General features: G+C 36.9%; 28 protein-coding genes and 1 riboswitch. Of the genes, 20 read left to right on the top strand and 8 right to left on the bottom strand.

Annotated elements, in window-relative coordinates; genetic code table 11:
- Positions 1 to 288 precede the first annotated feature (288 nt).
- The 8 genes from ACFSUL_RS05500 (at position 289) to ACFSUL_RS05465 (ending at position 8,945) form a co-directional block, all read left to right on the top strand.
- The gene (locus ACFSUL_RS05500; RefSeq protein ID WP_377933517.1) at positions 289 to 1,113 is read left to right on the top strand and encodes a sulfite exporter TauE/SafE family protein; all 825 of its coding nucleotides are present in this window, start codon (positions 289 to 291) and stop codon (positions 1,111 to 1,113) included.
- 156 nt (positions 1,114 to 1,269) lie between these two features.
- Positions 1,270 to 2,628, top strand: coding sequence for a bifunctional metallophosphatase/5'-nucleotidase (locus ACFSUL_RS05495; protein ID WP_377933447.1), 1,359 nt, complete (start codon positions 1,270 to 1,272; stop codon positions 2,626 to 2,628).
- 56 nt (positions 2,629 to 2,684) lie between these two features.
- Positions 2,685 to 2,987 (top strand): YunC family protein, encoded by a 303-nt coding sequence (locus tag ACFSUL_RS05490; protein WP_377933445.1) that lies wholly within the window; start codon positions 2,685 to 2,687, stop codon positions 2,985 to 2,987.
- A 240-nt stretch (positions 2,988 to 3,227) separates the two neighbouring features.
- Complete coding sequence (locus tag ACFSUL_RS05485; protein ID WP_377933443.1) at positions 3,228 to 4,337, top strand: HD-GYP domain-containing protein; 1,110 nt, start codon at positions 3,228 to 3,230, stop codon at positions 4,335 to 4,337.
- A 61-nt stretch (positions 4,338 to 4,398) separates the two neighbouring features.
- Positions 4,399 to 5,148 carry a sporulation protein YunB gene (gene yunB / locus ACFSUL_RS05480; protein ID WP_377933441.1) on the top strand — a complete coding sequence of 250 codons (750 nt, stop codon included), beginning with the start codon at positions 4,399 to 4,401 and terminating at the stop codon, positions 5,146 to 5,148.
- 78 nt (positions 5,149 to 5,226) lie between these two features.
- Positions 5,227 to 5,409: riboswitch (Lysine riboswitch) on the top strand.
- 116 nt (positions 5,410 to 5,525) lie between these two features.
- Complete coding sequence (locus ACFSUL_RS05475; RefSeq protein ID WP_377933439.1) at positions 5,526 to 7,097, top strand: Na+/H+ antiporter NhaC family protein; 1,572 nt, start codon at positions 5,526 to 5,528, stop codon at positions 7,095 to 7,097.
- 206 nt (positions 7,098 to 7,303) lie between these two features.
- The gene (locus ACFSUL_RS05470; RefSeq protein ID WP_377933437.1) at positions 7,304 to 8,830 is read left to right on the top strand and encodes a sodium-dependent transporter; all 1,527 of its coding nucleotides are present in this window, start codon (positions 7,304 to 7,306) and stop codon (positions 8,828 to 8,830) included.
- Position 8,831: 1 nt separating this feature from the next.
- The gene (locus ACFSUL_RS05465; RefSeq protein WP_377933435.1) at positions 8,832 to 8,945 is read left to right on the top strand and encodes a methionine/alanine import family NSS transporter small subunit; all 114 of its coding nucleotides are present in this window, start codon (positions 8,832 to 8,834) and stop codon (positions 8,943 to 8,945) included.
- A 58-nt stretch (positions 8,946 to 9,003) separates the two neighbouring features.
- On the opposite strand, the gene ACFSUL_RS05460 is transcribed toward ACFSUL_RS05465, so the two are convergent.
- Complete coding sequence (locus ACFSUL_RS05460; RefSeq protein ID WP_377933515.1) at positions 9,004 to 10,002, bottom strand: M23 family metallopeptidase; 999 nt, start codon at positions 10,000 to 10,002, stop codon at positions 9,004 to 9,006.
- A 319-nt stretch (positions 10,003 to 10,321) separates the two neighbouring features.
- Between ACFSUL_RS05460 and lipA the strand changes: the two genes are divergently transcribed.
- Positions 10,322 to 11,239 (top strand): lipoyl synthase, encoded by a 918-nt coding sequence (gene lipA, locus ACFSUL_RS05455; protein WP_377933433.1) that lies wholly within the window; start codon positions 10,322 to 10,324, stop codon positions 11,237 to 11,239.
- 58 nt (positions 11,240 to 11,297) lie between these two features.
- On the opposite strand, the gene ACFSUL_RS05450 is transcribed toward lipA, so the two are convergent.
- Entirely contained in the window at positions 11,298 to 12,038 is a 741-nt protein-coding gene (locus ACFSUL_RS05450; RefSeq protein ID WP_377933431.1) for a YhcN/YlaJ family sporulation lipoprotein, read from the bottom strand.
- A 112-nt stretch (positions 12,039 to 12,150) separates the two neighbouring features.
- Here ACFSUL_RS05450 and ACFSUL_RS05445 point away from each other — a divergent pair, with 112 nt between their 5' ends.
- The 4 genes from ACFSUL_RS05445 (at position 12,151) to ACFSUL_RS05430 (ending at position 14,348) form a co-directional block, all read left to right on the top strand.
- Positions 12,151 to 12,423 (top strand): YutD family protein, encoded by a 273-nt coding sequence (locus ACFSUL_RS05445; RefSeq protein ID WP_071410885.1) that lies wholly within the window; start codon positions 12,151 to 12,153, stop codon positions 12,421 to 12,423.
- Positions 12,424 to 12,462: 39 nt separating this feature from the next.
- Complete coding sequence (locus ACFSUL_RS05440; RefSeq protein WP_377933429.1) at positions 12,463 to 12,729, top strand: DUF3055 domain-containing protein; 267 nt, start codon at positions 12,463 to 12,465, stop codon at positions 12,727 to 12,729.
- 304 nt (positions 12,730 to 13,033) lie between these two features.
- The gene (locus ACFSUL_RS05435; protein WP_377933427.1) at positions 13,034 to 13,471 is read left to right on the top strand and encodes a DUF86 domain-containing protein; all 438 of its coding nucleotides are present in this window, start codon (positions 13,034 to 13,036) and stop codon (positions 13,469 to 13,471) included.
- Positions 13,472 to 13,583: 112 nt separating this feature from the next.
- Positions 13,584 to 14,348 (top strand): TIGR01457 family HAD-type hydrolase, encoded by a 765-nt coding sequence (locus ACFSUL_RS05430; protein ID WP_377933425.1) that lies wholly within the window; start codon positions 13,584 to 13,586, stop codon positions 14,346 to 14,348.
- A 111-nt stretch (positions 14,349 to 14,459) separates the two neighbouring features.
- On the opposite strand, the gene ACFSUL_RS05425 is transcribed toward ACFSUL_RS05430, so the two are convergent.
- A complete protein-coding gene (locus tag ACFSUL_RS05425) occupies positions 14,460 to 14,960 on the bottom strand; it encodes a phosphatidylglycerophosphatase A family protein (protein WP_377933423.1) in 501 nt (166 codons plus the stop codon).
- A gap of 357 nt (positions 14,961 to 15,317) precedes the next feature.
- On the opposite strand from ACFSUL_RS05425, the gene yutH reads away from it, so the two are divergent.
- Positions 15,318 to 16,322, top strand: coding sequence for a spore coat putative kinase YutH (gene yutH, locus ACFSUL_RS05420; protein ID WP_377933421.1), 1,005 nt, complete (start codon positions 15,318 to 15,320; stop codon positions 16,320 to 16,322).
- Positions 16,323 to 16,413: 91 nt separating this feature from the next.
- The gene (locus ACFSUL_RS05415) at positions 16,414 to 17,400 is read left to right on the top strand and encodes a 2-hydroxyacid dehydrogenase (protein ID WP_377933419.1); all 987 of its coding nucleotides are present in this window, start codon (positions 16,414 to 16,416) and stop codon (positions 17,398 to 17,400) included.
- A gap of 195 nt (positions 17,401 to 17,595) precedes the next feature.
- Here ACFSUL_RS05415 and ACFSUL_RS05410 read toward each other — a convergent pair whose 3' ends face one another.
- Positions 17,596 to 17,832: a NifU family protein gene (locus ACFSUL_RS05410; RefSeq protein ID WP_071410892.1), complete on the bottom strand. Its 237-nt coding sequence runs from the start codon at positions 17,830 to 17,832 to the stop codon at positions 17,596 to 17,598.
- A gap of 148 nt (positions 17,833 to 17,980) precedes the next feature.
- Between ACFSUL_RS05410 and ACFSUL_RS05405 the strand changes: the two genes are divergently transcribed.
- The gene (locus ACFSUL_RS05405) at positions 17,981 to 18,307 is read left to right on the top strand and encodes a YuzD family protein (protein ID WP_071410893.1); all 327 of its coding nucleotides are present in this window, start codon (positions 17,981 to 17,983) and stop codon (positions 18,305 to 18,307) included.
- Positions 18,308 to 18,349: 42 nt separating this feature from the next.
- On the opposite strand, the gene ACFSUL_RS05400 is transcribed toward ACFSUL_RS05405, so the two are convergent.
- Complete coding sequence (locus tag ACFSUL_RS05400; RefSeq protein ID WP_377933416.1) at positions 18,350 to 19,417, bottom strand: NAD(P)/FAD-dependent oxidoreductase; 1,068 nt, start codon at positions 19,415 to 19,417, stop codon at positions 18,350 to 18,352.
- 237 nt (positions 19,418 to 19,654) lie between these two features.
- Here ACFSUL_RS05400 and ACFSUL_RS05395 point away from each other — a divergent pair, with 237 nt between their 5' ends.
- Positions 19,655 to 19,891 (top strand): YuzB family protein, encoded by a 237-nt coding sequence (locus ACFSUL_RS05395; protein WP_071410895.1) that lies wholly within the window; start codon positions 19,655 to 19,657, stop codon positions 19,889 to 19,891.
- Positions 19,892 to 19,975: 84 nt separating this feature from the next.
- On the opposite strand, the gene ACFSUL_RS05390 is transcribed toward ACFSUL_RS05395, so the two are convergent.
- Entirely contained in the window at positions 19,976 to 20,674 is a 699-nt protein-coding gene (locus tag ACFSUL_RS05390) for a DUF2225 domain-containing protein (protein WP_377933414.1), read from the bottom strand.
- A 191-nt stretch (positions 20,675 to 20,865) separates the two neighbouring features.
- Here ACFSUL_RS05390 and ACFSUL_RS05385 point away from each other — a divergent pair, with 191 nt between their 5' ends.
- Entirely contained in the window at positions 20,866 to 21,228 is a 363-nt protein-coding gene (locus tag ACFSUL_RS05385) for a HesB/IscA family protein (RefSeq protein ID WP_377933412.1), read from the top strand.
- A gap of 198 nt (positions 21,229 to 21,426) precedes the next feature.
- On the opposite strand, the gene ACFSUL_RS05380 is transcribed toward ACFSUL_RS05385, so the two are convergent.
- Entirely contained in the window at positions 21,427 to 22,422 is a 996-nt protein-coding gene (locus ACFSUL_RS05380) for an NAD(P)/FAD-dependent oxidoreductase (protein WP_377933410.1), read from the bottom strand.
- A 37-nt stretch (positions 22,423 to 22,459) separates the two neighbouring features.
- Positions 22,460 to 22,603, bottom strand: a complete 144-nt coding sequence (locus ACFSUL_RS05375) for a hypothetical protein (RefSeq protein ID WP_377933408.1) — start codon at positions 22,601 to 22,603, stop codon at positions 22,460 to 22,462.
- Between the two features lie 402 nt (positions 22,604 to 23,005).
- Here ACFSUL_RS05375 and ACFSUL_RS05370 point away from each other — a divergent pair, with 402 nt between their 5' ends.
- Positions 23,006 to 24,223 carry an NAD(P)/FAD-dependent oxidoreductase gene (locus ACFSUL_RS05370; RefSeq protein WP_377933406.1) on the top strand — a complete coding sequence of 406 codons (1,218 nt, stop codon included), beginning with the start codon at positions 23,006 to 23,008 and terminating at the stop codon, positions 24,221 to 24,223.
- 196 nt (positions 24,224 to 24,419) lie between these two features.
- Entirely contained in the window at positions 24,420 to 24,536 is a 117-nt protein-coding gene (locus tag ACFSUL_RS05365) for a YuiA family protein (RefSeq protein ID WP_377933404.1), read from the top strand.
- Positions 24,537 to 24,623 lie beyond the last annotated feature (87 nt).

The raw sequence follows: 24,623 nt of genomic DNA, 5'->3' as shown, positions 1-24,623 counted from the left end.
TCCTGCCGAAATAAAGGGAAGTGAGAGACTTCACAGGCGAAGCCGAGTGTCTGGCTCCAGCGGCTAGCTCGCTGTGAAAAAGATAAAATCCCCAAAAGGCGAAGGGCGCCTTTTGGGAGTTTTCCTATTTTCTTCACGAGCTGACTAAGCCGCTTCCGCTAGTGTTCGTAGCGGAAATCAACGGGTAAAATTCACAAGTAAAAACAACAATCTATGGGAAAAAAGCCAATTAGAAAAGCGGAAGCTATTTGTTAATACAACTAGATAGAACTGGGAGTTGGAATTTTGATGGTATGGATAATACTCCTTTCTATAGGATTATTTGCAGGCGCAATAGGTTCTTTAGTTGGGCTCGGTGGGGGAGTCATCGTTGTACCTGCACTACTTTACTTTGGAACATCAACCTCATGGCTAGAAGGAATTAATCCTCAAACGGCTGTAGGGACTTCTTTATTTATTATGATATTTACAGGGCTTTCTTCTACGCTTGCTTATTTAAAATATAAGAGAGTAGATTATAAAAGTGGATTAATCTTTTTTGCGGGAAGTGGTCCTGGTTCTATTGTTGGAGCATGGTTTAATAAGGATTTAAATATGGAAGATTTTAATCTTTATTTTGGTTTTTTTATGATTGTCACAGCAATTATTTTGATGATACGCGATAAACTAAAGCCGGTTAATTTATTTCGTAATGCATCCTATGAGCGTTCTTTTACAGACCCAAACGGGGAAACATTTACTTATAGTTTCCCACCGATAGTCGGCACAGCAATTGCTTTTGCCGTTGGTTTTGCTTCTGGACTATTTGGGATAGGCGGGGGCTCGTTAATGGTGCCAGCAATGATTCTTATTTTTCTTTTTCCACCTCATGTTGCTGTTGCTACATCAATGTTTATGGTTTTTCTTTCCGCGCTCGTCAGCTCGGGGACGCATATATATTTAGGGAATGTTAAATGGCTATATGCTTTAGTCCTTATTCCCGGAGCGTGGAGTGGCGCAAGGATAGGTTCCTTTTTAAATACAAAATTAGAATCCAAAACACTTGTAAATATACTAAGGATTATTTTGATTATTATGGGTATCCGCTTAATCTATCAAGGGATTGTTGGGTAATAAGAAAAGTGGAAGCAACTTGGTCAGCTCGCGAAGAAAATAGGGATTTCCCGCGGGAAGGCATTTTTTACCTTTAGAGGGGGAATTATCTTTTCCATAGCGGGCTAGCTGCTGGAACTGGAACGGGTCAACTTTTCTTGGAGAGGAGGAGAAAAAATGAAAGAAATGATACATATTTATCATACAAATGATCTTCATAGTCATTTAGAGCATTGGCCTCGGATACGAGACTTTTTAAAGAAAAGAAAAAAATGGCATGAAGAAGAGAAGGACAACGTATTTCTGTTTGATTTAGGAGATCATGTTGACCGTTGGCACCCTTTTACAGAGGGAACCTTAGGAAAAGGAAATATAGCATTAATGAACGAGGTCGGGTACAATGCTGTCACTATTGGAAACAATGAGGGCATTACTCTCGATCATGATGACTTAGATTCTTTATATGATAAAGCGGAGTTTGATGTGATAATAGGAAACCTTTACACAATGGAAAAGGACATTCCATCCTGGGTGGATACGTATAAAATTTATACTACAAAAAGTGGGATGAAAATAGGTGTAATTGGGCTAACAGCAAACTTTGGAAACTTCTATGAACCATTAGGATGGAAGGTTACAGCTCCGATGGATGAGTTGGGGTATCTTATTAACAAAGTAAAACCAATGGCAGACTATGTAATTCTGCTTTCACATCTTGGAATTAAAGATGATGAATGGATTGCAGAACAGTTTCCGGAAGTAGATATCATTTTGGGTGCACACACACACCATATTCTTCGTGAAGGGAAAGAGGTTAATAATTCCCTATTAGGTGCTGCAGGAAAGTACGGCCAATTTGTCGGTCACATAATACTAGAAGTTGATACAGTTTCGAAAAAATTGTTATCAAGACAAGCTCAACTTTACGAGCATCAGGAACTTCCTAAGAGCCCATTAGAGGAGAGGGAGATAGAAAATTGGTTTGTGGAAGGAAAGAAACTGCTGGATCAACCTGTTGCCTTTTTGGATACTGAATTAAAAGCGGATTGGTTTCAGTTGTCCCCTCTGCCACAATTACTTACTGATGGATTATTAGAATGGTGTGATGCAGACTGTGCTTTTTTAAATGCGGGTCTACTGCTGAATGGCTTGAGTCGTGGAGAGGTAACAAAGTATGATTTACACAAAATATTACCTCATCCTATAAACCCGTGTTTAATAGAGTTAACGGGAGCGGAACTGAAAGAGGTTATTAAACAAACATTTGATGAGAAGTGGCCTCATCTTCAAATAAAAGGACTAGGCTTTAGAGGAAAAGTAATGGGGAATTTCATCTATAGTGGCATTACTATAGGAAGTAATGGGCAAACACTTCGCGTCCAAGGAAATATTATTGACCCTCAAGGAAAGTATAAACTTGCAACGACAGATATGTTTACATTTGGACACTTTTTTCCAGAACTTCATCGCGCATCAAAAAAGTATTTTATGCCTGAATTTATGCGAGATATTTTGGAATGGAAATTAAAGCGATAAAGCCTCACCCTTGATGCTCTTTTTTCATAAAATATGAAGAAAGGAGAGAATCAACCATGATGAATCTTTCTCCGGTCGAAATCGGAGGTCATACTTTTTTGGCAGTCTCTGTTCAGCTTCCAAAAACGAATCTTCTAGTTGTAACAAGTGAAAAAGGTTACATTATGTGTGGTGCTTTAGATGTTGGCTTGCTGAATGAAAAACTTCAAGATCGTAAAATTATTGCTGGTAGAGCAGTTGGAGTGAAAACGATAGATCAATTGCTAGATGCTCCATTAGAATCAATCACGATAGAAGCACAAAATATTGGGATTACAAAAGGTATGATAGGAAGAGATGCACTATTGAAGATGGTATGATAACTCATACCGTGCAAAATGGTAGGGTGTAATGAAGACTGGCTTAAAGCAAAGTCCTAGGTCCTCCTTAATTAACTATATATTAGTTGAAAGGAAGGGCTTAGGTGCTTGTGAGGCAGTCTTTTTTTATTTTACGATTAATAATGGCTGAATTTTAGCTTGAAAGATGATGTTTATCCTTTATAATAAATTTATTAGTAAATTTTGTCGAAAAATGAAGAAATTACATAGGAGAGTTTTATGAGACTTATCTCAACTAAAACGTTAAAACCAGAAATGGTACTCGCGACAACTGTATATAATTTAAAGGGACAAGCATTAATTCACGAAAATGTGTCTATAACAGAAAGAATGATTACAAGACTGAAGGAACTTGAAATCCAATACGTATATATAAAAGATTCGTTATCTAATGGGATTGAGTTAGAAAACTCTTTTTCTAGTGCGGTTAAGCAAGAGGCGGTTCAGAGAATTGAAGAGACGTTTACGCAGATAAGCAAAAAGAATCTTTCTACAAATATAATGGCTCTTGAAAAAAGTACAAAACAATTTAAATCAATTATTAATACAATCCTAACTGAAGTTAAAACAAATTCGGATATATTGACAGTATTGACGGATGTTTATGCATATGATTCATACATTTTTCATCACTCGTTCAATGTTACCCTTTATACGTTGTCAATGGGGGTTGAACTAAAATTAACCCAGAAGCAATTAGAACAATTAGGGCTTGGGGCTATTTTACATGATATCGGGAAAATGCTCGTTCCGGAAGAAATATTATTAAAGCCTGGTAAATTGACTGCAAATGAATTTGTTGAGATTCAAAAGCACTCTGAATATGGGTTTAATATATTAAGACAATTACAAACAGTTTCACTCTTAGTTGCACATTGCGCTTATCAGCATCATGAACGATTAGACGGTTCTGGATATCCGCGGGGGATTAAAGGAAATGAAATACATCCATACGCAAAGATAATTGCAGTAGCGGATGTATTTGATGCAATGACAACAAATAGAATTTACAAGAAGGCAATGCTTCCGCATCAAGCATTAGAGATATTATTTGCCGGAGCAGATACATTATTTGATAAAGACGTAGTGGAAGCCTTTCGTCGCTCCATCGCTATCTATCCTACTGGAATGGTAGTCGATTTGAATGACGGGAGAAAAGGACTAGTGTTGAAGCAAAATAAAAGCGTAACGGAGCGCCCTGTCTTACGGGTATTCTATGAAGATGGGGAAGAGCTAAATGAACCTTATGAATTAGATTTGAAAAACCATTTGGATAAAATGGTTGTTGGATTTGATCCTGATTATGAGAATGGTATGTTAAAAAGTTAATAATTTGTTCTGCTAAACCCTCCTTACTGTGCATAACAATAGCTTGTAAGGGGGGATTTTTTTGCCTAAGTTCAAAACATATAAACCCCCGCGTGGGCGCGGGCCATTACCATTACAGTATGTGTTTATCATTACGTTTATTTTTTTTACCTTATCAACAGCAGGTGGACTATGGATGGTCAATAGAGGGATAACTCCAACATTAATAGCATATGCTGAATCAAAATCAAGGGAAATAGCAAACTTAGTCCTTACCAATGCTGTTAACAAAAGAATTGCCAATGTAATGGATGTGAATGAAATAATATACACCGACGATGCAGGCAATTATCAATACAATGCAGAGATTATAAGCAGAGTTATGTCTGAAATACATAATGCTGCTCAGGTTAATCTAAATGAAGCTGAAGATGGGAACATAAAGGAGTTAGAATTTTTAACAGATGTTGAAATTGATCAGGAAGGAACAAAAGGGGACGAGGGAATTGTATATACAGTACCTCTTGGGCAGGCTACCGATAATGTGTTATTAGCTAATTTAGGACCACAAGTCCCTATACGTTTTCATGTTGTAGGAAATGTTTCTGCGAATTTAAAAGATGAAACAGTACCTTGGGGAATTAATAATGCAATGGTTAATATCTATGTTCAGTTAGAGGTGAAAGTTCAGACTATTATTCCATTTGCAACGAAAGAAACAACAGTAAAGCAGGATGTACTAATTGCGAAAGGGAATATTAAAGGAGATGTACCGGAATTTTTTAATAATGGTGGAGAGACTTCGCCATCTATTGAAGTTCCAACAAATTGAGAAAAAATAACATTGTCAGGATTGAAGGAATCTGGTATATTATTAAAGGAAATTAAATATAACACCACATCATCAATCCGATGGGGTAGAGGTGCATTATTCAAGAGTATTCTGTGTGAGGATGACAACAAGGATCACAGATGAAAGGGAATCTTGCCGAAGTGGATAAATTTTAGTCATAGATTTATTCGCTGGGGTTACCTTAAATAAGGGTAACACTGTCATTATGAAGAATTTTCATAATGGGGAGCTACAGATCGTGATGGAGCAATGATCTCATTACTAACAAGGTAATGATAGAGTTCTCTATCATTGCCTTTTTTATTTTGTCTTCTGTCATGCTACTTAGTGTCCCCCCTATCAATGAGGAGGAAACTATGGAAAACACAATCTATTCTTTAATACCACCCCTTCTAGCCATTATTATGGTTATACTTACGCGGCGGGTACTACTTTCTTTAGGAGTAGGGATTGTCGCATCAGCCTTCCTTTTAGCTGAATTCTCAATTACAAAAACATTTACCTTTATGTGGGATGCATTTAAAGGCATCTTTGTCAGTGAAGGCACACTAAACACCTGGAATGTGTATATCATTTTATTCTTATTGATTCTTGGTGTCATTACAGCGTTTGTAAATATTTCTGGAGGCAGTCGTGCATTTGGAGAATGGGCAATGTCCCGTGTGAAAACGAGAGCTGGTGCTCAAATTTTAGCTGCTGTTTTAGGTATCATAATTTTTATTGATGACTATTTTAATGCTTTGGCAGTTGGACAAGTTTCAAGACCAATTACGGACCGTCACAAAATTTCAAGAGCTAAGCTTGCTTACATTATTGATTCGACGTCTGCACCGATTTGTGTCGTCTCACCAATTTCGAGTTGGGGAGCATACATTATAGGTCTAATTGGAACAATCTTAGCAACACATAATATTACGGAGTACTCCGCGTTTTCTGCATTTATTCAAATGATCCCGATGAACCTCTATGTATGGGTGGCAATTGCTTTAGTACTTATTGTTGCTACTAGAGGATTAGATTTTGGTCAAATGAAGTTTCATGAAACACGTGCTGTAGAAACTGGAAGTCTGTATGACCCTAATAAGGAAATCCCGGGAGAATTAAAAAATGACCTCCCTGTCAGTGATAAAGGCTCGATTGCTGGTTTATTGCTCCCAATACTTGGGCTTGTGATTGGTACAGTTGGAGCAATGATATGGACTGGGTATAAAGCGGTAGGTAATTTTGATATTTTACCAATATTTGAAAATACGGATGTTACTGCGTCACTTCTTTATGGTGGATTGTTTGGATTAGCTATATCAATTATTGTCTTTATTAATCAGTATTTTAAAAAAGGTATAGTAGGGAGCGCATTTCCTATAGGAATTATGGAAGGGGCAAAATCAATGCTTCCTGCTATATATATCTTGCTATTTGCCTGGACGATTGTTACATTAATCGATCAATTGCAAACAGGAACGTACTTGGCAGGATTAGTGGAACAGGCAAATTTATCTACTGGTTTCTTGCCAGTTATCCTTTTCCTTGTTGCTGGAGTTATGGCATTCTCTACAGGTACTTCATGGGGTTCTTTCGGTATTTTACTTCCGATTGCAGGAGAGATTGCAGTAGCAACCGATGTTACAATTTTGTTACCTTCGATGGCAGCTGTTTTAGCAGGATCAGTATTTGGTGATCACTGTTCACCAATTTCGGATACAACAATCATGTCTTCTACGGGAGCAGGAAGTAACCACATGGACCATGTTATTACGCAATTACCTTATGCAATAGCTGGTGCTGTTATTGCTTCTGTAGGTTTTATTATTTTAGGTTTCACTGGTAGTACGATACTAGCATTCCCTATTACACTTGCAATTGTTATTCTACTACCATTTGTTGTTAAAAAGAAGAAAACTGAAACGGCTATAGAGCAAGAATCTTAATAGAAAAGGCTTATCCAAATTACTACTTTGGATAAGCTTTTTTCGTATGCTTATTTAGAACTATACAGGTCCATAGTTATCCAACTATTTTAGTTAAAAATGTCTTTGACAATTACATTAGAACTAGCTATACTATTGATAGATTATAAATAATCTGAAAATATAAAAATTTCCAATATCTTTTGGAACCTTTGGGAGGGACTATCATGGAGAATCGTGCTCAATGGGGGACTAGGGCCGGATTTATTTTAGCTGCAGTTGGGTCAGCTGTCGGTTTAGGAAACATTTGGCGTTTTCCGTCCGTAGCGTATGAAAATGGTGGAGGCGCATTTTTTATTCCGTACCTATTTGCTCTTTTAACAGCTGGTATTCCACTATTAGTACTTGAATTTACAATAGGTCAAAAGTATCGTGGATCCGCACCACTTTCTTACTCTAGGATAAATAGAAAATTTGAGTGGGTAGGTTGGTGGCAAGTCTTTGTTTCCTTTGTAATATCCACTTATTATGCAGTTATTATTGCATGGGCGATGTCCTATAGTGTATTTTCCTTCAATCTTAGTTGGGGAGACGACACAGAAGGATTTTTATTCGGAGAGCATTTAAAGTTAGCTGAGGCACCGGGTCAATTTGGTGGATTAGTACCGGGGGTGTTAATTCCATTAATTTTAGTTTGGGCTATTACTTTAGGGGTTTTATTTAAAGGAGTTAAAAAAGGTATTGAAGTTGCGAACAGAATTTTTATTCCTGCACTTGTAATAATATTTTTAATAATCGTTGTTCGAGCTTTAACATTGCCTGGAGCTATGGAAGGATTAGACGCCTTCTTCAAACCAAATTTTGACGCTATTATGCAACCTGACGTTTGGGTAGCGGCGTATGGACAGATTTTCTTTAGTTTATCCATCGCGTTTGCGATCATGATTACTTATTCAAGTTATTTAGGAAAGAAATCGGATATAACAAATAATGCATTTATTACTGGATTTGCTAATTCAGGGTTTGAGTTATTAGCTGGTATAGGAGTATTTGCCGCTTTAGGATTTATGGCAAATCAAGCTGGTGTATCTGTTCAAGAGGTTGTAAGTGGCGGAGTTGGGCTGGCATTCGTTGTTTTCCCGCAAATCATTAATGAATTTCCTGCTCTTAATGGACTTTTTGGATTCCTTTTCTTCGCATCACTCGTTCTAGCAGGTTTATCATCTCTTATATCTATTACGGAAACATATGTTGCAGGCTTCTCTGAGAAATTTGGTATTTCTAGAAACAAAGCCGTTGCAATTGGTGGTGGGGCTGCCGCTTTAATTTCCTTAATATTTGCGACAAGAGGCGGTCTATTCTTCTTAGATGCAGCAGATTATTTTATTAACCAGTTCGGTGTTGCATTTATCGGTTTAGTGGAAGTTATCTTAATGGCTTGGATCTTGCGTAAACTTAATGATTTTCAAACGCACGCCAATGGGATCTCTGACATTCAGCTTGGTAGCTGGTGGAAGGTTTGTCTCGGAGCCATTACACCAATTGTTCTTGGTTATATGATGTTTGGATTATTTAAGCTTAACCTTCTTAGACAGTTTGAATCAGAAACAGGAAATTATGAAAACTATTCCAATGCATTTATTTTATACGGTGGTTGGTTTGTTGCACTATTTGCCCTCGTAGCTGGAATATTACTAACCTTCAAACCATGGAGTTCTCAAACTAAAGTTGAAAACTATAAGGAGGTTGGATAATATGTCAGGTAGTGCAATTTTCATGATGATTCTTGGAATGGTGATTATCTGGGGTGGTTTAGCAGCAAGTATTGCTAATGCAGTAAAGAAATCAAAGCAATCAAAGCAATCCTAATTAATAAAAAGCAGACAATTGGTCAATGACCCATTGTCTGCTTTTTATATGTTTTAAATTATCGTTTCTTTCTATTCTCTATTTTATCGTGTTTTTCCCACATTTTCAGGTGAGGATAGGGGTCAAAAGACCACTCTGATACGCCGTTGTCTTTATACATTCCATAATGTAAGTGGGGTGGGAATTTTCCAGATGTTCCAGGAGGTCCATATCCTGTACTTCCTACTCCTCCAATAACCTTACCGGGCTCTACTATTTGTCCAACGTTCAAATCCTTTGCAAAACCGCTAAGATGAGCGAAATAATGGTACGTGTTATTTATGTCGCGAATCCCAACACGCCAACCGCCAAAGCGATTCCATCCTTTCATTTCAATAATACCATAGGAGGTGGCACGGACTGGAACGCCATAATCAGCAAAAATATCTGTTCCTTCATGCATTCTTCTTCCACCCCAACCTCTGGCATCTCCCCAAGTATTGTTGTAACTATAGTTAAAGCGTAAAGGGAGAGGGAAGGCCTTGTCATTTAAATGAATTGTGCCAAAATGTTTATAAATTTTAGCTTTTCCCATAATAATACTAACTGTCTTATCCCTTTTATAATAGTCCCATAAAGCTAATTTAAAATTATCGTGGTCAATACCATATTCTAATACAAAATTAGAAAATGCAGCTAAAATATCTTCATCAGTTTCAAGGTTTGCCTTGCCATCCCCGTTTCCATCTTTCCCAATCCCATCAAAAAAAGCAATAGATTTTGGATTTTGATCATGTTTATTAGGGTTTAGCGGACCAACCCATTTATTAGGTTCAATATAAATGGAAATGGCTTTGTCAAAGGATGGTTTGTCGCGGTCTTTACGAGCAAACCTTAAGCTTCTTTCATACTGGTCAACAGCTGCGAGGTAATACCAAGGAATATTGGTTACTGCCTCGGTTTGTTGGAACAATTCGAATCGTTTTTCATGGATTTGTTTTTCTGTCATTTCAGCAGCTAAACTGGCAGGAGTAAAATTTATCATCATAATGCCGAGGCATAGCAGTACAAAACGAATTCTGAGCAACTTTCTTTACCTCCATTCCAATAGTCCTATCTATATTTTGTTACTCTCTTGAAGAATCATTAATATAAATTAATGGAAATTAACCGTACTGAATGTCAAAAGGAATAGTAGGAAATCCTAATAAATCTAAGTCTCAGTATAAACCTGTTCCTGGATGATTTGACAAAAGGTTTTGAATACTTGTTTTCGTTTTTTTAGTATGATAAAGTGACAAAGAAAGAAGTACTATAATAAATTTTAGCTTACCTACATACTAGGTCTGTTTCACCCTTTGCCTCAGTGCAACTATTAATGATTGGAGATGAGGGTATTGAGCAAAAAAGATGAACATATCCGTAAACCTGATTGGCTTAAAATAAAGCTGAACACGAATGATAATTATACTGGTTTAAAGAAAATGATGCGGGAGAACAATCTTCACACTGTATGTGAAGAGGCTCGCTGTCCTAATATTCATGAATGTTGGGGTACAAGAAGAACCGCTACATTTATGATCTTAGGCGATGTTTGTACACGTGCATGCCGTTTCTGTGCAGTAAAAACTGGTCTTCCAAATGAATTAGATTGGAAGGAACCGGAACGTGTAGCAGATTCAGTTCAAATGATGAATCTTAAACATGTTGTTGTAACTGCCGTAGCACGTGATGACTTAAAAGATGGTGGATCTGAGGTTTTTGCTGAAACAGTAAGAGCAATCCGCAGAAAAAATCCATTTACAACGATTGAAGTACTTCCATCTGATATGGGTGGTGTTTTTGATAATATCAAAACGTTAATGGATGCGAAGCCTGATATTATGAACTACAATGTGGAAACGGTTAGACGTTTGACTCCAAGAGTTCGTGCACGTGCCACATATGATCGTACACTAGAGTTCCTTCGCCGAGCAAAAGAACTTCAACCAGATGTTCCTACGAAATCAAGTATTATGGTCGGTCTTGGTGAAACAAAAGAGGAGATTCTTGAAACAATGGATGACCTTCGTGCAAGCAATGTAGATATCATGGCAATTGGACAATATCTACAACCATCTAAAAAACATCTTAAAGTGCAAAAGTATTATCATCCTGATGAATTTGCTGAACTTCGCAAAGCGGCTATCGAAAAAGGGTTTAGCCATTGTGAAGCAGGACCGCTTGTACGTTCTTCTTATCATGCGGATGAGCAAGTAAATGCTGCAGCTAAAGCAAAACAGGCACAAGGGGAAAAAGAAGCTCAAAATGCTTAATTAACTATTTAAAGGGACTGACTCGTCTAATCGTGTCAGTCCCTTTATTACAGTGAAGTTATTCTTGCATATCACCTGTTGTACCTGTATTGTTCTCGTTATTTGATTCTTCCGTGTGATCGTTACGCTTTTGACGCTCACGATTGATCTGGTGAACATCATCATCTTGTAATTCATATTTATCCTGCGTCATTTCACCATTAGCATTTTCACCGGCATCAACCTTATTTCCTTGAGGAGAAGCTTTTAACATTAAATTAATAGTATCATCAATAGCAGTATTGACATTATCCATATCAGTATCCATTGATGCAAGGTTTTCAACATCTCTCATCAAGTTCGGATCATCTGTGACATATACGTGATACCAGCGAGGAACGACGCTCATCGCTGTTCTTTTTACTTGATCGGCAACAGCAAATCGACCATCTTTATCTTTTTTATCTTTGTCTGTTACATAGGAAACAAGCACTTCTTCATCTGTAACGAGTGTAGAGCTGTCATTAACGTTGGGAAGGGCAATGCTCATTCTACTGATGGCATCTGCAACTTTTTCCCGATCCACGGTATACATGTCTTTATACGAAATAGGCTGACCTTCTACTGGACTTTTTTGCTGACGGACATAACCAAAATCTTCGCTATCTCTGCCATCTTTATTATAAAGGTCTTGTCGATCACTCACATTGATGGTGTTTCCATTTTCGGGATATACATCATTCGTCGCAAAATCGTCAGAACAGGCAGTTCCAACAAGAGCAAAGGTTAATAAAGTTGTTCCTAGTATTGTTTTGTTCAACTAAAACACCCCCTCATTTGTTAGAGTCACCATTTAATTTTAATTTTCTCTTAGTAATTAATGGACAATCCGTTATAATTTTAAATAAGGAATGGAAAGAAGGTGCGCTATAATGATTTGCATACAAAATACTTGTTATGAAATGATAGAAGAATTTAGAGAAGGCTTCGATGAAGAAGCGTTTAAGGGAAGATATAGTGATATATTAACGAAATACGATTATATCTTTGGTGATTGGGGCTATGGTCAGCTAAGGTTAAAAGGCTTTTTTGACGACCAAAATCAAAAGGCATCCTTTGATACAAAGGTGAGTACATACAAAGATTATTTGTATGAGTACTGTAATTTTGGGTGTCCTTACTTCCTAATAAAAAAAGTAAAATAATTATTAGTGGGGCTTCATTACACGAAGGGGGGGTTTAGGATGGAAGATCGTTTTTATTTATATGATGATACGGAAGCAACGGAAACACGTTTTGTCAGCTTTATGGGTGAACAGCAACGTTATGATTTAGCCATTATTAAAACAGAGCGTTACTATGGAAAACATCTTATTCTTGATTTACAAGGCAGTCGATTCGCAATTATTGGAAATGATGATTTAGAAGAGCCTGGCTATTTAGAGAGTACCTTTAAATTAACAGAAGAAGAAGCAGGAGAATTAAAGGAGTTTCTTGATGAATTTATTTAATTGAAAGGTTGTTTTCTAAAGGATCTTTTCTCACAGATTGTTGTTTTTACTTATGAATTTAGCCCGTTAATTTCCGCTACGGACACTAGGCTCCTCGGGGAGGAATGGTCCGCTTCCCATCAACAACAAACTTTATAAAAGCAGCCAATTAAAATGGAAGTCAGTCTCCTAATAAAGTGAGCGATTTTTAAGATTTTGTTTTATTTCCCCCACATTAATGGGCAGTAAAAATCCCCACTGATTGAAGTTTCACTTTATGTTAAAATAGAGTTGGTAAGCAATTTGGTCTAAAGAGGTGGCTGCTTTGTATTTTGTTGATCGAGAAAAGATTGAAGTTGTTCTTCAATATATGGAGGAACAATTAGCTATTTTGGAAAAGAAAAATAATTGGGATTCTCCTATTGAAAAGCTAGCTTTAGAAAGAATCGCCCATACAGTCGTAGAGTCTATTTTGGATGTTGGAAATGCAATGATTGATGGCTTTATTATGCGTGACCCTGGAAGTTATGAAGATATCATTGACATTTTATTGGATGAGAAAGTCGTAAGAAAAGATATGAGTAAGGACCTTAAAGTTATTGTGGAGTGGAGAAAGAAACTTGTCCAAGAATATACCACTGTTACCCATACTGAATTAACTGAGACTTTAGGAAAAGTTTTATCAACACTAAAACAATTTCCAATATCTATACGTCATTACTTAGAAACAGAGCTTGGTCCGGTATCAGCTTTTAGAAATTAACATGTATTTCGTGGAAAACGCTTTCTTTAAAAGGAGGCGTTTTTATTCTTGAAAAAATGTACTTAAAGATGTTTTGGTTATAATAGTGGAGAAGAACTAATGGAGGTAAATGATGAAAAGTTATAAAGGATACTTAATTGATTTAGATGGAACAATGTATAAAGGGAAAGAAAAGATTGAGGAAGCGGGAGCGTTTATTCAAAGACTAATTGATAAGGGATTGCCTTATTTATTTGTGACGAACAATTCATCCAGACGCCCAGAGCAGGTAGCGGAAAAACTTCGAGGCTTTGATATCCCTGCAACGCCGGAACAAGTTTTTACAACCTCTATGGCAACAGCACAGTTCATTGCTGACAAAAAAAAGGATGCGACAGCATATGTAATTGGTGAAGAGGGAATCCAGTCAGCGTTGCAAGAGAAGGGTATTACACTAGTAGAGGAAGGTCCGGATTTTGTTATTGTTGGGATTGATCGTGATATTAACTATGAAAAGCTTGCGCTCGGTTGCTTAGGTGTACGAAATGGGGCAACTTTTATTTCAACTAATGGAGATATCGCCATTCCAACTGAAAGAGGTTTATTGCCAGGGAATGGTTCCTTGACTTCAGTTATTACGGTCTCGACGCAAACAGAGCCAATTTTTATCGGAAAACCAGAGTCGATTATTATGGAACAAGCGCTTGAAGTGTTAGGGGTAGCAAAAGAAGATACGTTAATGGTTGGTGACAATTATGATACGGATATTCTTGCTGGGATAAATGCAGGCCTGGATACATTGCTTGTTCATACGGGAGTGACAACGAAGGATATTTTAAAAATGAAAGATGTTCAGCCGACCTATACTATTAATACTCTTGATGAGTGGGAAGTATAAAAGAAATACAAGGTTAACATGCCATGCTAGGGGCTCCTTCTATAAAGATAAAGGGAGCTCCCAACATGATGCTTTGGGAAAAGTAAAAAAGGCAAGAGATATACCCTTACCTCACTCAGTAGATTCTACACGATGTGCTAGACGGCTAGATGCTGCAGCTGCAATTGCTCCGACAATATCGTCAAGGAATGTATGGCACTGACCTCCGGATTTATCATTTAACTTTTCAAGGATACCTGGCTTTTGTTTATCAATATACCCATAATTAGTAAAACCAATTGACCCGTACACATTCACAATGGAAAACGCTAAAATTTCATCTACACCATATAATCCTTCGTCAACTTCAATGATACCTTGAAGTGGTTCTTCAAGCATCTTTTTTTCAGCTAATCGATCTAGCTGAATACCTGTTAGGATAGCATTTTGCACTTCCCTCTTTGATATTACTTTTTCCACGTTGTGAATACAATCCTCTATAAGAAGGTTGTCATGGTATTTGTGTTGAAGATACATAACCAATTCAGCAATATCTTTTATTTCTACGCCACGTTCGTGAAGCCATTTTCTTGCCGTTTCTTCTGTTAAGTTCATTTTCTTTTCTTCCTTCATCCTCTTCACCTTTTCCTTTTGATTATACCTTCCCGTTATTACGCAAGAAGCTTTACTTTATCCCGCATTAACGGGCATTAATACCTCCACCTCAGGGATTAGAGCAATCGAACAAAGTGTAGGTGGGGGGATAACTGCTCGTAAACGCTCAATTGATTCAGCTAACAAACAGTAGGAATCCCACTATTTGTAGTTTTACTTTATTTATATGATTAGTTAATAAAGAATAGAAAAAGCATCCATTATCCTCATTTTTGCCCATCTATTTCCTTTCATATTCATGAATCGTTCTTTTTCTTACATATATATATATTAGAACGAAAATTTTGATCGTAGACTGGATAGGAGAGAGGAACAATGTCCCAAGAAATCTTAACGAAATATTTTGGTATACACCCTGAGCGTTCCTTTTATGATGGGGAAATGGACCGCTATTTAGTGGGTGAATTACTATATAGTATTGTTCCAGTTACCAATTTGGAACAAGAAACGCTAGTAGAACTTTATAATTTAACGGAACACTTATCATCCGCAGGAGATATCTATGTATCTTCTTTTGTACCAACAAGTGAAGAAAAGTTTCTTGTAACAGAAAGAAACGAAGACTTTGTTGTATTAAAGAATAATTTTATTCAAGCTTCATCACAAAAGAAGGTAGGAAGGAAGTTGAGTAAACTTCATTATAGAGGAAGGCTTTATCAAGAAAGGGTAGAAAAGATAAGTCGAATGGGAAAATGGAAGCAACTATGGGAAACGAGGCTGGCCCAATTAGAAAGTGCTTATTTAAAAGTTGTAGAACAACACCCTGGAGATGAATTTGAACGAAAGTTTGCAGAAAGTTATCCTTATTATAGTGCGTTAGCCGAAAATGCAATTCAATATTTAGTTGACACTGAACTAGATGATGAACCGAAAGAAACAGATGCAGGAACTGTTTGTCATGAACGATTTGGCAGTAAAACTTGGGGAAATGAAGTGTGGATACATTTCCCATTCCAATGGGTGTTTGACCATTGCAGCAGAGATTTAGCTGAATGGGTTAGGGAGAAATATTTTCTAAAAAGCAACACTTTTCATCATGATTTACAGGAATTTCTCAGGTCGTATCAGACAATTACACCTCTTAGTTCTTTTTCATGGAGGTTGTTGTACGCTAGGCTGTTATTCCCGCTTCACTATTTTGAGTGTATAGAAGAATATTATATTTCTCAGTCTGATCAACAAAGAAAAACGATGGAAGAGAAATTAGAAAGGCATTTAAAACAGTCCCGGCATTATGAACGTTTTTTAGCTGAGTTTTACCATTTAAGTGAGGTTCCGGTAAAGAAGCTAGGTATTCCTGTTATTGATTGGCTTCAGTAAAATGTTATTAATTTAGGTATATTCCTTTTAAAGGAAGCCTGTTTACTATGTTAAAATATAGAAATACGACATAGTAAAGGGGCGGGATAAAATGAAACCATTTGTTTATATTACAAGAAAGATTCCAAGTGAAATTGTTGAGAACTTACAATCAAACTTTGAGGTGGAAATGTGGGAACGAGAAGATTCTCCAGTACCGCGTACTATTTTATTGGAAAAGTCCAAAAAGGCTAGTGCTTTATTTACAGTGCTTTCTGATAATGTAGATCAAGAGTTGTTTGAAGTTTCGTCTGAATTAAAAGTTGTTGCAAATATGGCAGTGGGTTTTGATAATATTGATTTAAACGCAGCGAACGAAAAGGGAATTGCGATTTGCAATACTCCTGATGTTTTGACGGAAACAACAGCTGATTTAACATTTGCGCTATTGATGGCTACTGCTAGAAGAGTAGTGGAGGCAGCTCAATTCGTTCGAGAAGGGGAATGGAAAAGCTGGTCACCTCTTTTATTAGCTGGAACGGACATACATCATAAAACAATTGGAATCGTTGGAATGGGTAGTATCGGAGAAGCAGTTGCGAAAAGGGCTAAAGGCTTCGATATGGAAATTCTTTATCATAATCGTTCCCGTAAACAGAAGGCAGAGGAAGAGCTCGGTGCGGTTTATACAGAATTAGACGAGCTACTAAAACGTGCAGACTTTGTCGTTTGCCTTGCTCCATTAACAGCAGAAACAAAAGGTTTATTTCAAAAAGAGCAGTTTCGGATGATGAAAAAGTCTGCTATTTTCATCAATGCCGCAAGAGGGCCAATTGTAAATGAAGAGAACCTTTATGAAGCTTTACAGAATAAAGAGATAGCAGGAGCGGGTTTAGATGTGTTCGATAAGGAACCAATTAGTGCAGACCATCCTTTGTTAACCTTGAAAAATGTAGTAGCATTACCACATATCGGGAGCTCCTCTAGAGAAACAAGGTACAATATGATGATGCTTTGTGTAGAAAATATTAATTTGATATTGAATGGAGATAAACCTAAAACACTTGTGAACAAGGAATGGCTGGGGAAGGAAAAATGAAGTAGAAGAGCTGGTGGGTAGTTATGCCGGCTCTTTTAGATGTATTAATCCCCAAAAAAGATAATCAAGAACGAAGAGAAACAGTTGGGAATTGAAGAGAAGCGGCCTCAAAAGAATTTAAAAATAAAGGTGTTTATTCTAATAAAAAAACCTAAATCTCCATTTAGAGATTTAGGTTTTATTTCAGTGTAGAAATTAAAATACTTGTTCTACTTCAACAACACCAGGAACTTCTTCTAGAAGAGCACGTTCAATACCGGCTTTTAGTGTGATTGTTGAACTTGGACAACTGCCACATGCGCCTAGTAGGCGGAGTTTTACGATGCCGTCTTCTACATCGACAAGCTCACAATCTCCTCCATCACGAAGTAGGAATGGGCGCAATTTATCTAATACTTCCTGTACAGCTGGTAGCATTTCTTGTTCAGTCATATTTATCTACTCCTTTCTTTACTTCTATTATAATGACATATTACAAAAAAATCTATTAACAGCGAATAATTGGGAATAACAATTTTGTTTCAAGGTATGCCATTTTTTTGTAGAATATACTAAAGGGGACCAAAAAGGGGGGAATAGCATGGAACAAAAACTGGTTGAGATTCAAGTATATGGTGCGGAGCAATTATGCGCTAGCTGTGTAAATTTACCTTCAGCAAAAGAAACATATGAATGGTTAGAGGCGGCGGTAGCAAGAAAATTCCCGAACCAACCATTTACGATTAAATATGTGGATATTTATCAGCCTCCAGAAGATGAGGCAATTAAGTTATTTGCAGAAAGAGTTATTGAAGAGGATATGTTTTATCCTGTCGTGTTACTAGAAGGCAATATAGTTGGGGAAGGGAACCCTAAATTAAAAACAATTTTTTCTGAGTTAGAAAAGTTTGGATATAAAGCAGTGTAAAGAAAAGGAGTAACCATTTTTGCGGTTACTCCTTTTCCTTTTTTACCCATTATGATATTTATACATCCAAAGTACGCCAGATTTCATTAAACGGGCAACGCGCCCAGTAATAGAGCGATCATTTACAAGACCGAAGCCATGTTTTTTACCGAGTGAACCTAAAATACCTTTTAGCTTAATTGTCGGTAGTTCTTCAGGCAGCGGTTCATTTTTCCAACGTTTTAGTAAAATCTGAACAATTTGTTCTGCTTGTCCTTCCGCAAGTTGTGCACTTGGGGCATGAGGGAGGCTAGCGCAATCTCCTACAACATAAACATGCTCATCAATTGGGATATTATGATGTTTCGTTAATACGACACGTCCTTGTCTATCCTTTTCAACGTCCATGTTTCGTACAACACGATTTGGTTGAATACCAGCTGTCCAAACGATAGCATCACAGTAAATTTGTTCTTCATGGTTATGCAATGTGTTTGGTTCTACTTTTGTAATGTTTGCTCCGTTAACTATTTCGACGTCATTGTCTTCGAACCATTTGTGAACATAAGCACTTAATCGTTCAGGGAAGGCGTTTAGAATTCTCGGTCCGCGGTCAAAGAGCTTAATCTTCAAGTCAGAACGACTTTCCCTCAGTTCACTTGCTAACTCAATGCCGCTCAATCCTGCACCGACAATTCCAACAATTTTTCCGGCAGGAAGATTACATAATGATTCATATGTTCTGCGTGATTTTTCAATGGATTGGATACTGTAAGTAAATTCATCTGCACCTGGAACATTATGATATTTGTCCTCACAGCCTAATCCAACAATTAAATCATCATATGAAACTGGCTCTTGGTCTTCCAGATGAATCAATTTATTTTCGATATCAATTTCTGTGATTTCACCAAATCTCGTTGATAGTCGAGGGTGTTCTGGAAAGTCGACTCTAACATGCTGATCGGAAATAGTACCTGCCGCTAATGCATAATATTCTGTTTTTAAACAGTGGTAAGGTACTCGATCAACAAGCGTAATGGAAACGTCTTCTGGTAGTTGATTAGGTAATAAGCGAAGCAGTACGCGCATGTTTCCGTAACCGCCTCCAAGCAGCACTAATTGTTTCATGGAAATTTCCCCTTTTGCAGTATACATTTATAGTAAGCATTTTCAATATGATTCATAATCGTAAAAAGTACGAAGAAACTAAACCTATTAACAGTAAAAGTATATCGAAATAACAGTGCTTTCACAACAGAAATTGGCGAAAATCTTCACAATCTGTTATACGATTAACAAAAGCGCAATTCGTTGACGTTTACTCAAAAAAAAGATAGCATAACTAATAGTTGTGAGGTGATAGAAGTGAAACCAATTATTGAGTTTTGTATTAGCAACTTAGCGAGTGGTGCTCAAGAAGCACTTGAAATAGTGGAACGAGATCCTAATCTTGATGTTATAGAATATGGGTGTTTAGGCTATTGTGGAAAATGTGCGCAGTCCCATTATGCTTTAGTTAATGGGGAGGTTGTCACAGGTGATACACCGCAAGAATTAGTAGATAACATCTATCAATTTTTAGAAGAAAACCCAATGTTTTAATGCATTGATAACTATTTATATAAAAACAGGGTACCAAACGAGACTCGTTTGGTACCCTGTTTTATTTCTAGTATCATTGAATCATTAACTAGAACGTGCTTCCTTGTATGCCCCACGCATCTCCTGCCAGCGTTCTTTAGCCATTTCAATAATTTTAGGTTCTGTTGATGCCTTTTGTTTTTCCAATACTTTAGAAAGGTACCTAGCGGCGTCTTCATATTGTTCCAGCCTTCTATGTAATTCCGCAATTAAATAAGTAAGTTTTACTTCTGTCATAGAAGAACCTTGGAAGTCTCCAGTTGAATAAGATTCCATATATTCATGAACAGCAAGCCTTAAAAATCTTTGTTCTTCCTCTTCCTCTGCGGAATATCGGTATAACCAAGCTGTCCGTAAATATAATCCAGCAATCGTGATTTTCTTTTCACGTTTAATAAGGGCACAGTATGCTCCGAGCTTATAAGTATTTATTGCCTCTTTATAGCTTCTAATCTTACCATAGTCTTGTTTTGTCCAATGGAGGCTAATCTTTTCTTCTAGCTCTTTTTGAACAGCTGGTACCATGTAACGATTGAAGTCTTCGGTAAAAGAAAAACCACAAGAAGGACAAACGTGTATATTATAAAGCAAAGGATTTATATCAGTGGACGCGTAAATTGGACAAAAATCTCCATCGTGCCTACTAACTTTTACAAATCTGGAGCGGATTTTTGTTGTTGAAAATGAGTTTTTACACGATAGGCATTGCACCTGTTTTTCATAAAACGGAGTGATCTCTGTCATGCTTCACACCTCTTTCTGAAATAGATAATAGGACTATTATACTTAATTATAATACCAAATGAGTATAAAAGACTAGTTTTTATGAAGGTGAATAGAAAAGTTGTCACACAAGCTCCATTGGTTGAGTAATAAAGAATAAAAGAGTATACTGAAAGTAAAATACAAGGTAGATTACAGTGGAGGTGTAGAGAATGAGTGAAGTTGTTATTCTTACAGAAGCCGCTGCCCTTCAGATTAAGGATATGATGAAGGAACACGATGAAGCGGATGCTTTATTAAGAGTAGCTGTTAAAGGCGGAGGCTGTAGTGGACTTTCCTACGGTATGGGTTTTGAAAGTGAAGTAGGAGAGGATGATTCCTTATTAGAGCAGCACGGTATCAAAGTGGTTGTGGCAAAGAATGACGCAGCTATTTTAAATGGAACGAAAATTGACTATAAGCAATCCATGATGGGCGGCGGATTTACCATCGATAATCCAAATGCCATTGCATCTTGCGGTTGTGGTTCATCGTTTAGAACTGCTACGAATGTAGGTACTCCAGAAAACTGTTAATAAAAAGCTGTCCTAAGAGCTTAATACTCTTAGGACAGCTTTTTTCGTTATAAAATATTCGCATGGGGAAAACTTTAACATTAAAGTGATTTAGCCACTCAAGCGCATAAGCCAATCATCGCAAAAGGCATAAAAAGCACCTTTCTAGGATGATTGGCTTATGAAACTTTTAGGGTGTTCAAGGCGCTTACGTTTTTGTTATTCAAACATAGATGTACTATGCATTGGTTGAACTCTTGCTTTTGGATCTAAGTATGTTTTCGCATTACTAACCGCTGTAGGTGCCTCACCGAAACCGCTGGCAATTAATTTTACCTTTCCTTCGTACGTACTGACATCTCCAGCTGCGTAGATACCTGGAATGTTCGTTTCCATTTTAGAATTAACGATAATGGAGTTCCTTTCAATTTCTAATCCCCAATCCTTAATTGGTCCAAGAGAGGAAACGAAACCGAAGTTAACGATAAGCTCATCAAGCTCTACTACTTCTTTTGTATCTCCACGGACTTCATCTAAGATGAGTTGAGTGATTTTTTCTTCATCATGAACAACTTCAACCGGAACGAATGGAGTTTTGAGTTCTACAGCCGAGTTTTTCAACTCCTCTACACTACTTTCGTGTGCTCTAAACTTATCACGGCGATGTACAAGGGAAACTTTTTCAGCAATTGGTTCTAGCATTAGTGCCCAGTCAACTGCTGAATCTCCTCCTCCACAAATAACTACTTTTTTATCTCTAAAGCGTTCTAAATTATCAATAAAGTAATGCAAGTTTTTTCCCTCATATTTGTCAGCATTCTCAAGTTCTAATCGTCTTGGTTGGAATGCACCGTTTCCTGCCGTAATAATAATTGTTTTAGAATAATGGACTTCATTGTTCGTTGTAAGTTTAAAAACACCATCTGCTTGTTTTTCTAAACCTTCTACAGCTTGTTCAAGGCAGATAGTGGGTTCGAACATGGCCATTTGTTCTTTAAGGTTATCCACAAGTTCCTGTGCTTTTATTTTAGGAAAACCCGCAACATCATATATGTATTTCTCTGGATATAATGTAGCTAACTGTCCACCTAATTGAGGTAAACTTTCGATAATTTTTACAGATGCTTTTCGCATTCCACCGTAAAAAGCGGTAAACAAACCTGTTGGGCCGCCTCCAATAATTGTTATATCATAAACTTTTTGATCTTCTCTCACGTGAAATCCCTCCTGAAAATAGAACCATTATTATATTTTATCCCGAAGAAACGAGTAGTAAGCCTTCTTCCGTTATATTTAATGGTTCAGAAATAGCTAAATCCCCTAATTCTAGAGATTGAAGGCTAGACTGATCTCCAGTATCATTAAGGAATTGTATCCCTGTTGTTGGAAATCCCACTTCATTCTATCACATTTCACTCCATTCTTCGGTATTTTTGCTTTTCGTGAAGTAAGAGTAGTCCCCATTTCTATCGACTTTTCATAATTTTCTTAAGTTTACTTATTTCTTATATATATCTTGAAAAACCCTAGTAAAAAGAATATTATGTAGTGGAGACATATTGTTAAGATATTATGACATTTTTCGAACATTTTTGTTTTAGTTCGTGAAAAGTGTCACAATTTTTTTGTTTTAATTTATTTATTATATTTTATTACCTAATTGATATTTATCACGTTTAAACTATTATCACTACTAGTTAAAGCTTGGCTATAGATTGAACGGGATAAAAAAGAAACATGTGGAGGAAGCTAAGTATATCTTTCACAAAATCAATAAAAAAAGATGGATGTGATTTAGTTGAGAAAGCCAAGAATCGTCGTTTTAGGTGCAGGTTATGGCGGATTAATGACAGTAACTCGTCTTCAAAAAGAAATGGGTACAGATGCTGCCGAAATTATATTAGTTAATAAAAATGATTACCACTATGAAACAACATGGTTGCATGAAGCTTCCGCTGGTACTCTTCATCATGATCGCGTACGTTATAGTATCAATGATGTAATTAATCGCAGTAAAGTAAACTTTTTACAAGCAACAGTAGAAGACATTAAGATTGAAGAGAAGAAGGTCATTACAGACCAAGGTGAATTGGAATTTGACTATTTAGTAATTGCATTAGGAGCAGAAGCAGAAACATTTGGCATTCAAGGATTAAAAGAGTATGCTTTCATGATTTCTAATGTTAATTCTGCACGTCAAATTCGTGAGCATATCGAATATCAATTCGCTACTTACAAAACCGAAGATGAGAAAAACGATGAACGTTTAACAATCATTGTAGGTGGAGCTGGGTTCACAGGTATTGAATTTTTAGGGGAGTTAGGAAATCGTATACCAGAGCTTTGTAAAGAATACGATGTAGACCCTAAAAAAGTACGAATCGTTTGTGTTGAAGCTGCTCCTATGATCTTACCTGGATTTGATCCAGAACTTGTTAAGTATGCAAGAGCAAAATTAGAGAAAAAAGGTGTAGAATTTTCTATTGGTACACCATTAAAAGAAGCAACTGAAAATAGTGTGTTAATCGCTAAAGGCGAAGACGAAGTGGAAGAAATCAAAGCTGGCACTGTTGTTTGGGCTGCTGGTGTAAGAGGTAATCCTCTAATCGAAAAAGCAGGCATTGAAAACATGCGTGCACGTGTTAAAATAAATAAAGATCTTAGAGCTCCTGGTCATGATAATATTTTTGTTATCGGAGACTGTTCTTTAATGATCAATGAGGAAATTAATCGACCATATCCTCCAACTGCGCAAATTTCTATGCAGCAAGGGGAAGTATGTGCGCGTAACATCGCTAGCTTAGTAAAAGGAAGCGAGCATTTAGAAGAATTCACTCCAGATATTAAAGGTACAGTGTGTTCCTTAGGTGAAGATGATGCTATTGGCGTTGTATATGGTAAAAAGCTGACAGGTACTAAAGCTTCCTTTATGAAAAAAGTGATAGACAACCGTGCATTATACATGGTTGGCGGACCATCACTAGTATTCAAAAAAGGAAAATTTAAATTCTTTTAATAGAAGTATTCAATGACAGAGCAATATTGCTCTGTCATTTTTCAAATATTCTGTAAAAGATAAAAAAACTGAGATATTGTGAGATAACCCCACATGTATCCGTTTACTTAGAAGTACATACTGTATTATGTCCCTTTTCAATTTCAAAAGATGATGGTATTATTATCTGAAAATTAAGAAAAAAGGAGAGGGTAACATGAGAGCTACTGATAAGGAGACATGTGTTTATTGTTCAGGAAAAGGGTATTTTCAGTTAGTATTGGGTGGTTCTGAGACCTGTCCGCGTTGTAAAGGCAAAGGGAATGTAAAATGAAAAAATATTTATAGTGGGTTAAGAGGCTGGGACATAACTAAAGTACTATCCCCTAAAGACGAACAATGTCAGGTTAAATTGTTTAGT

Origin of the sequence: Bacillus seohaeanensis, from assembly GCF_042684945.1 — a bacterium.
In the GTDB taxonomy this organism is placed as follows: Bacteria; Bacillota; Bacilli; order Bacillales; family Bacillaceae_B; genus Rossellomorea; species Rossellomorea seohaeanensis.
Note: the sequence above shows the minus strand (reverse complement) of the source record. Positions and strands in the feature narration are given on the sequence as shown.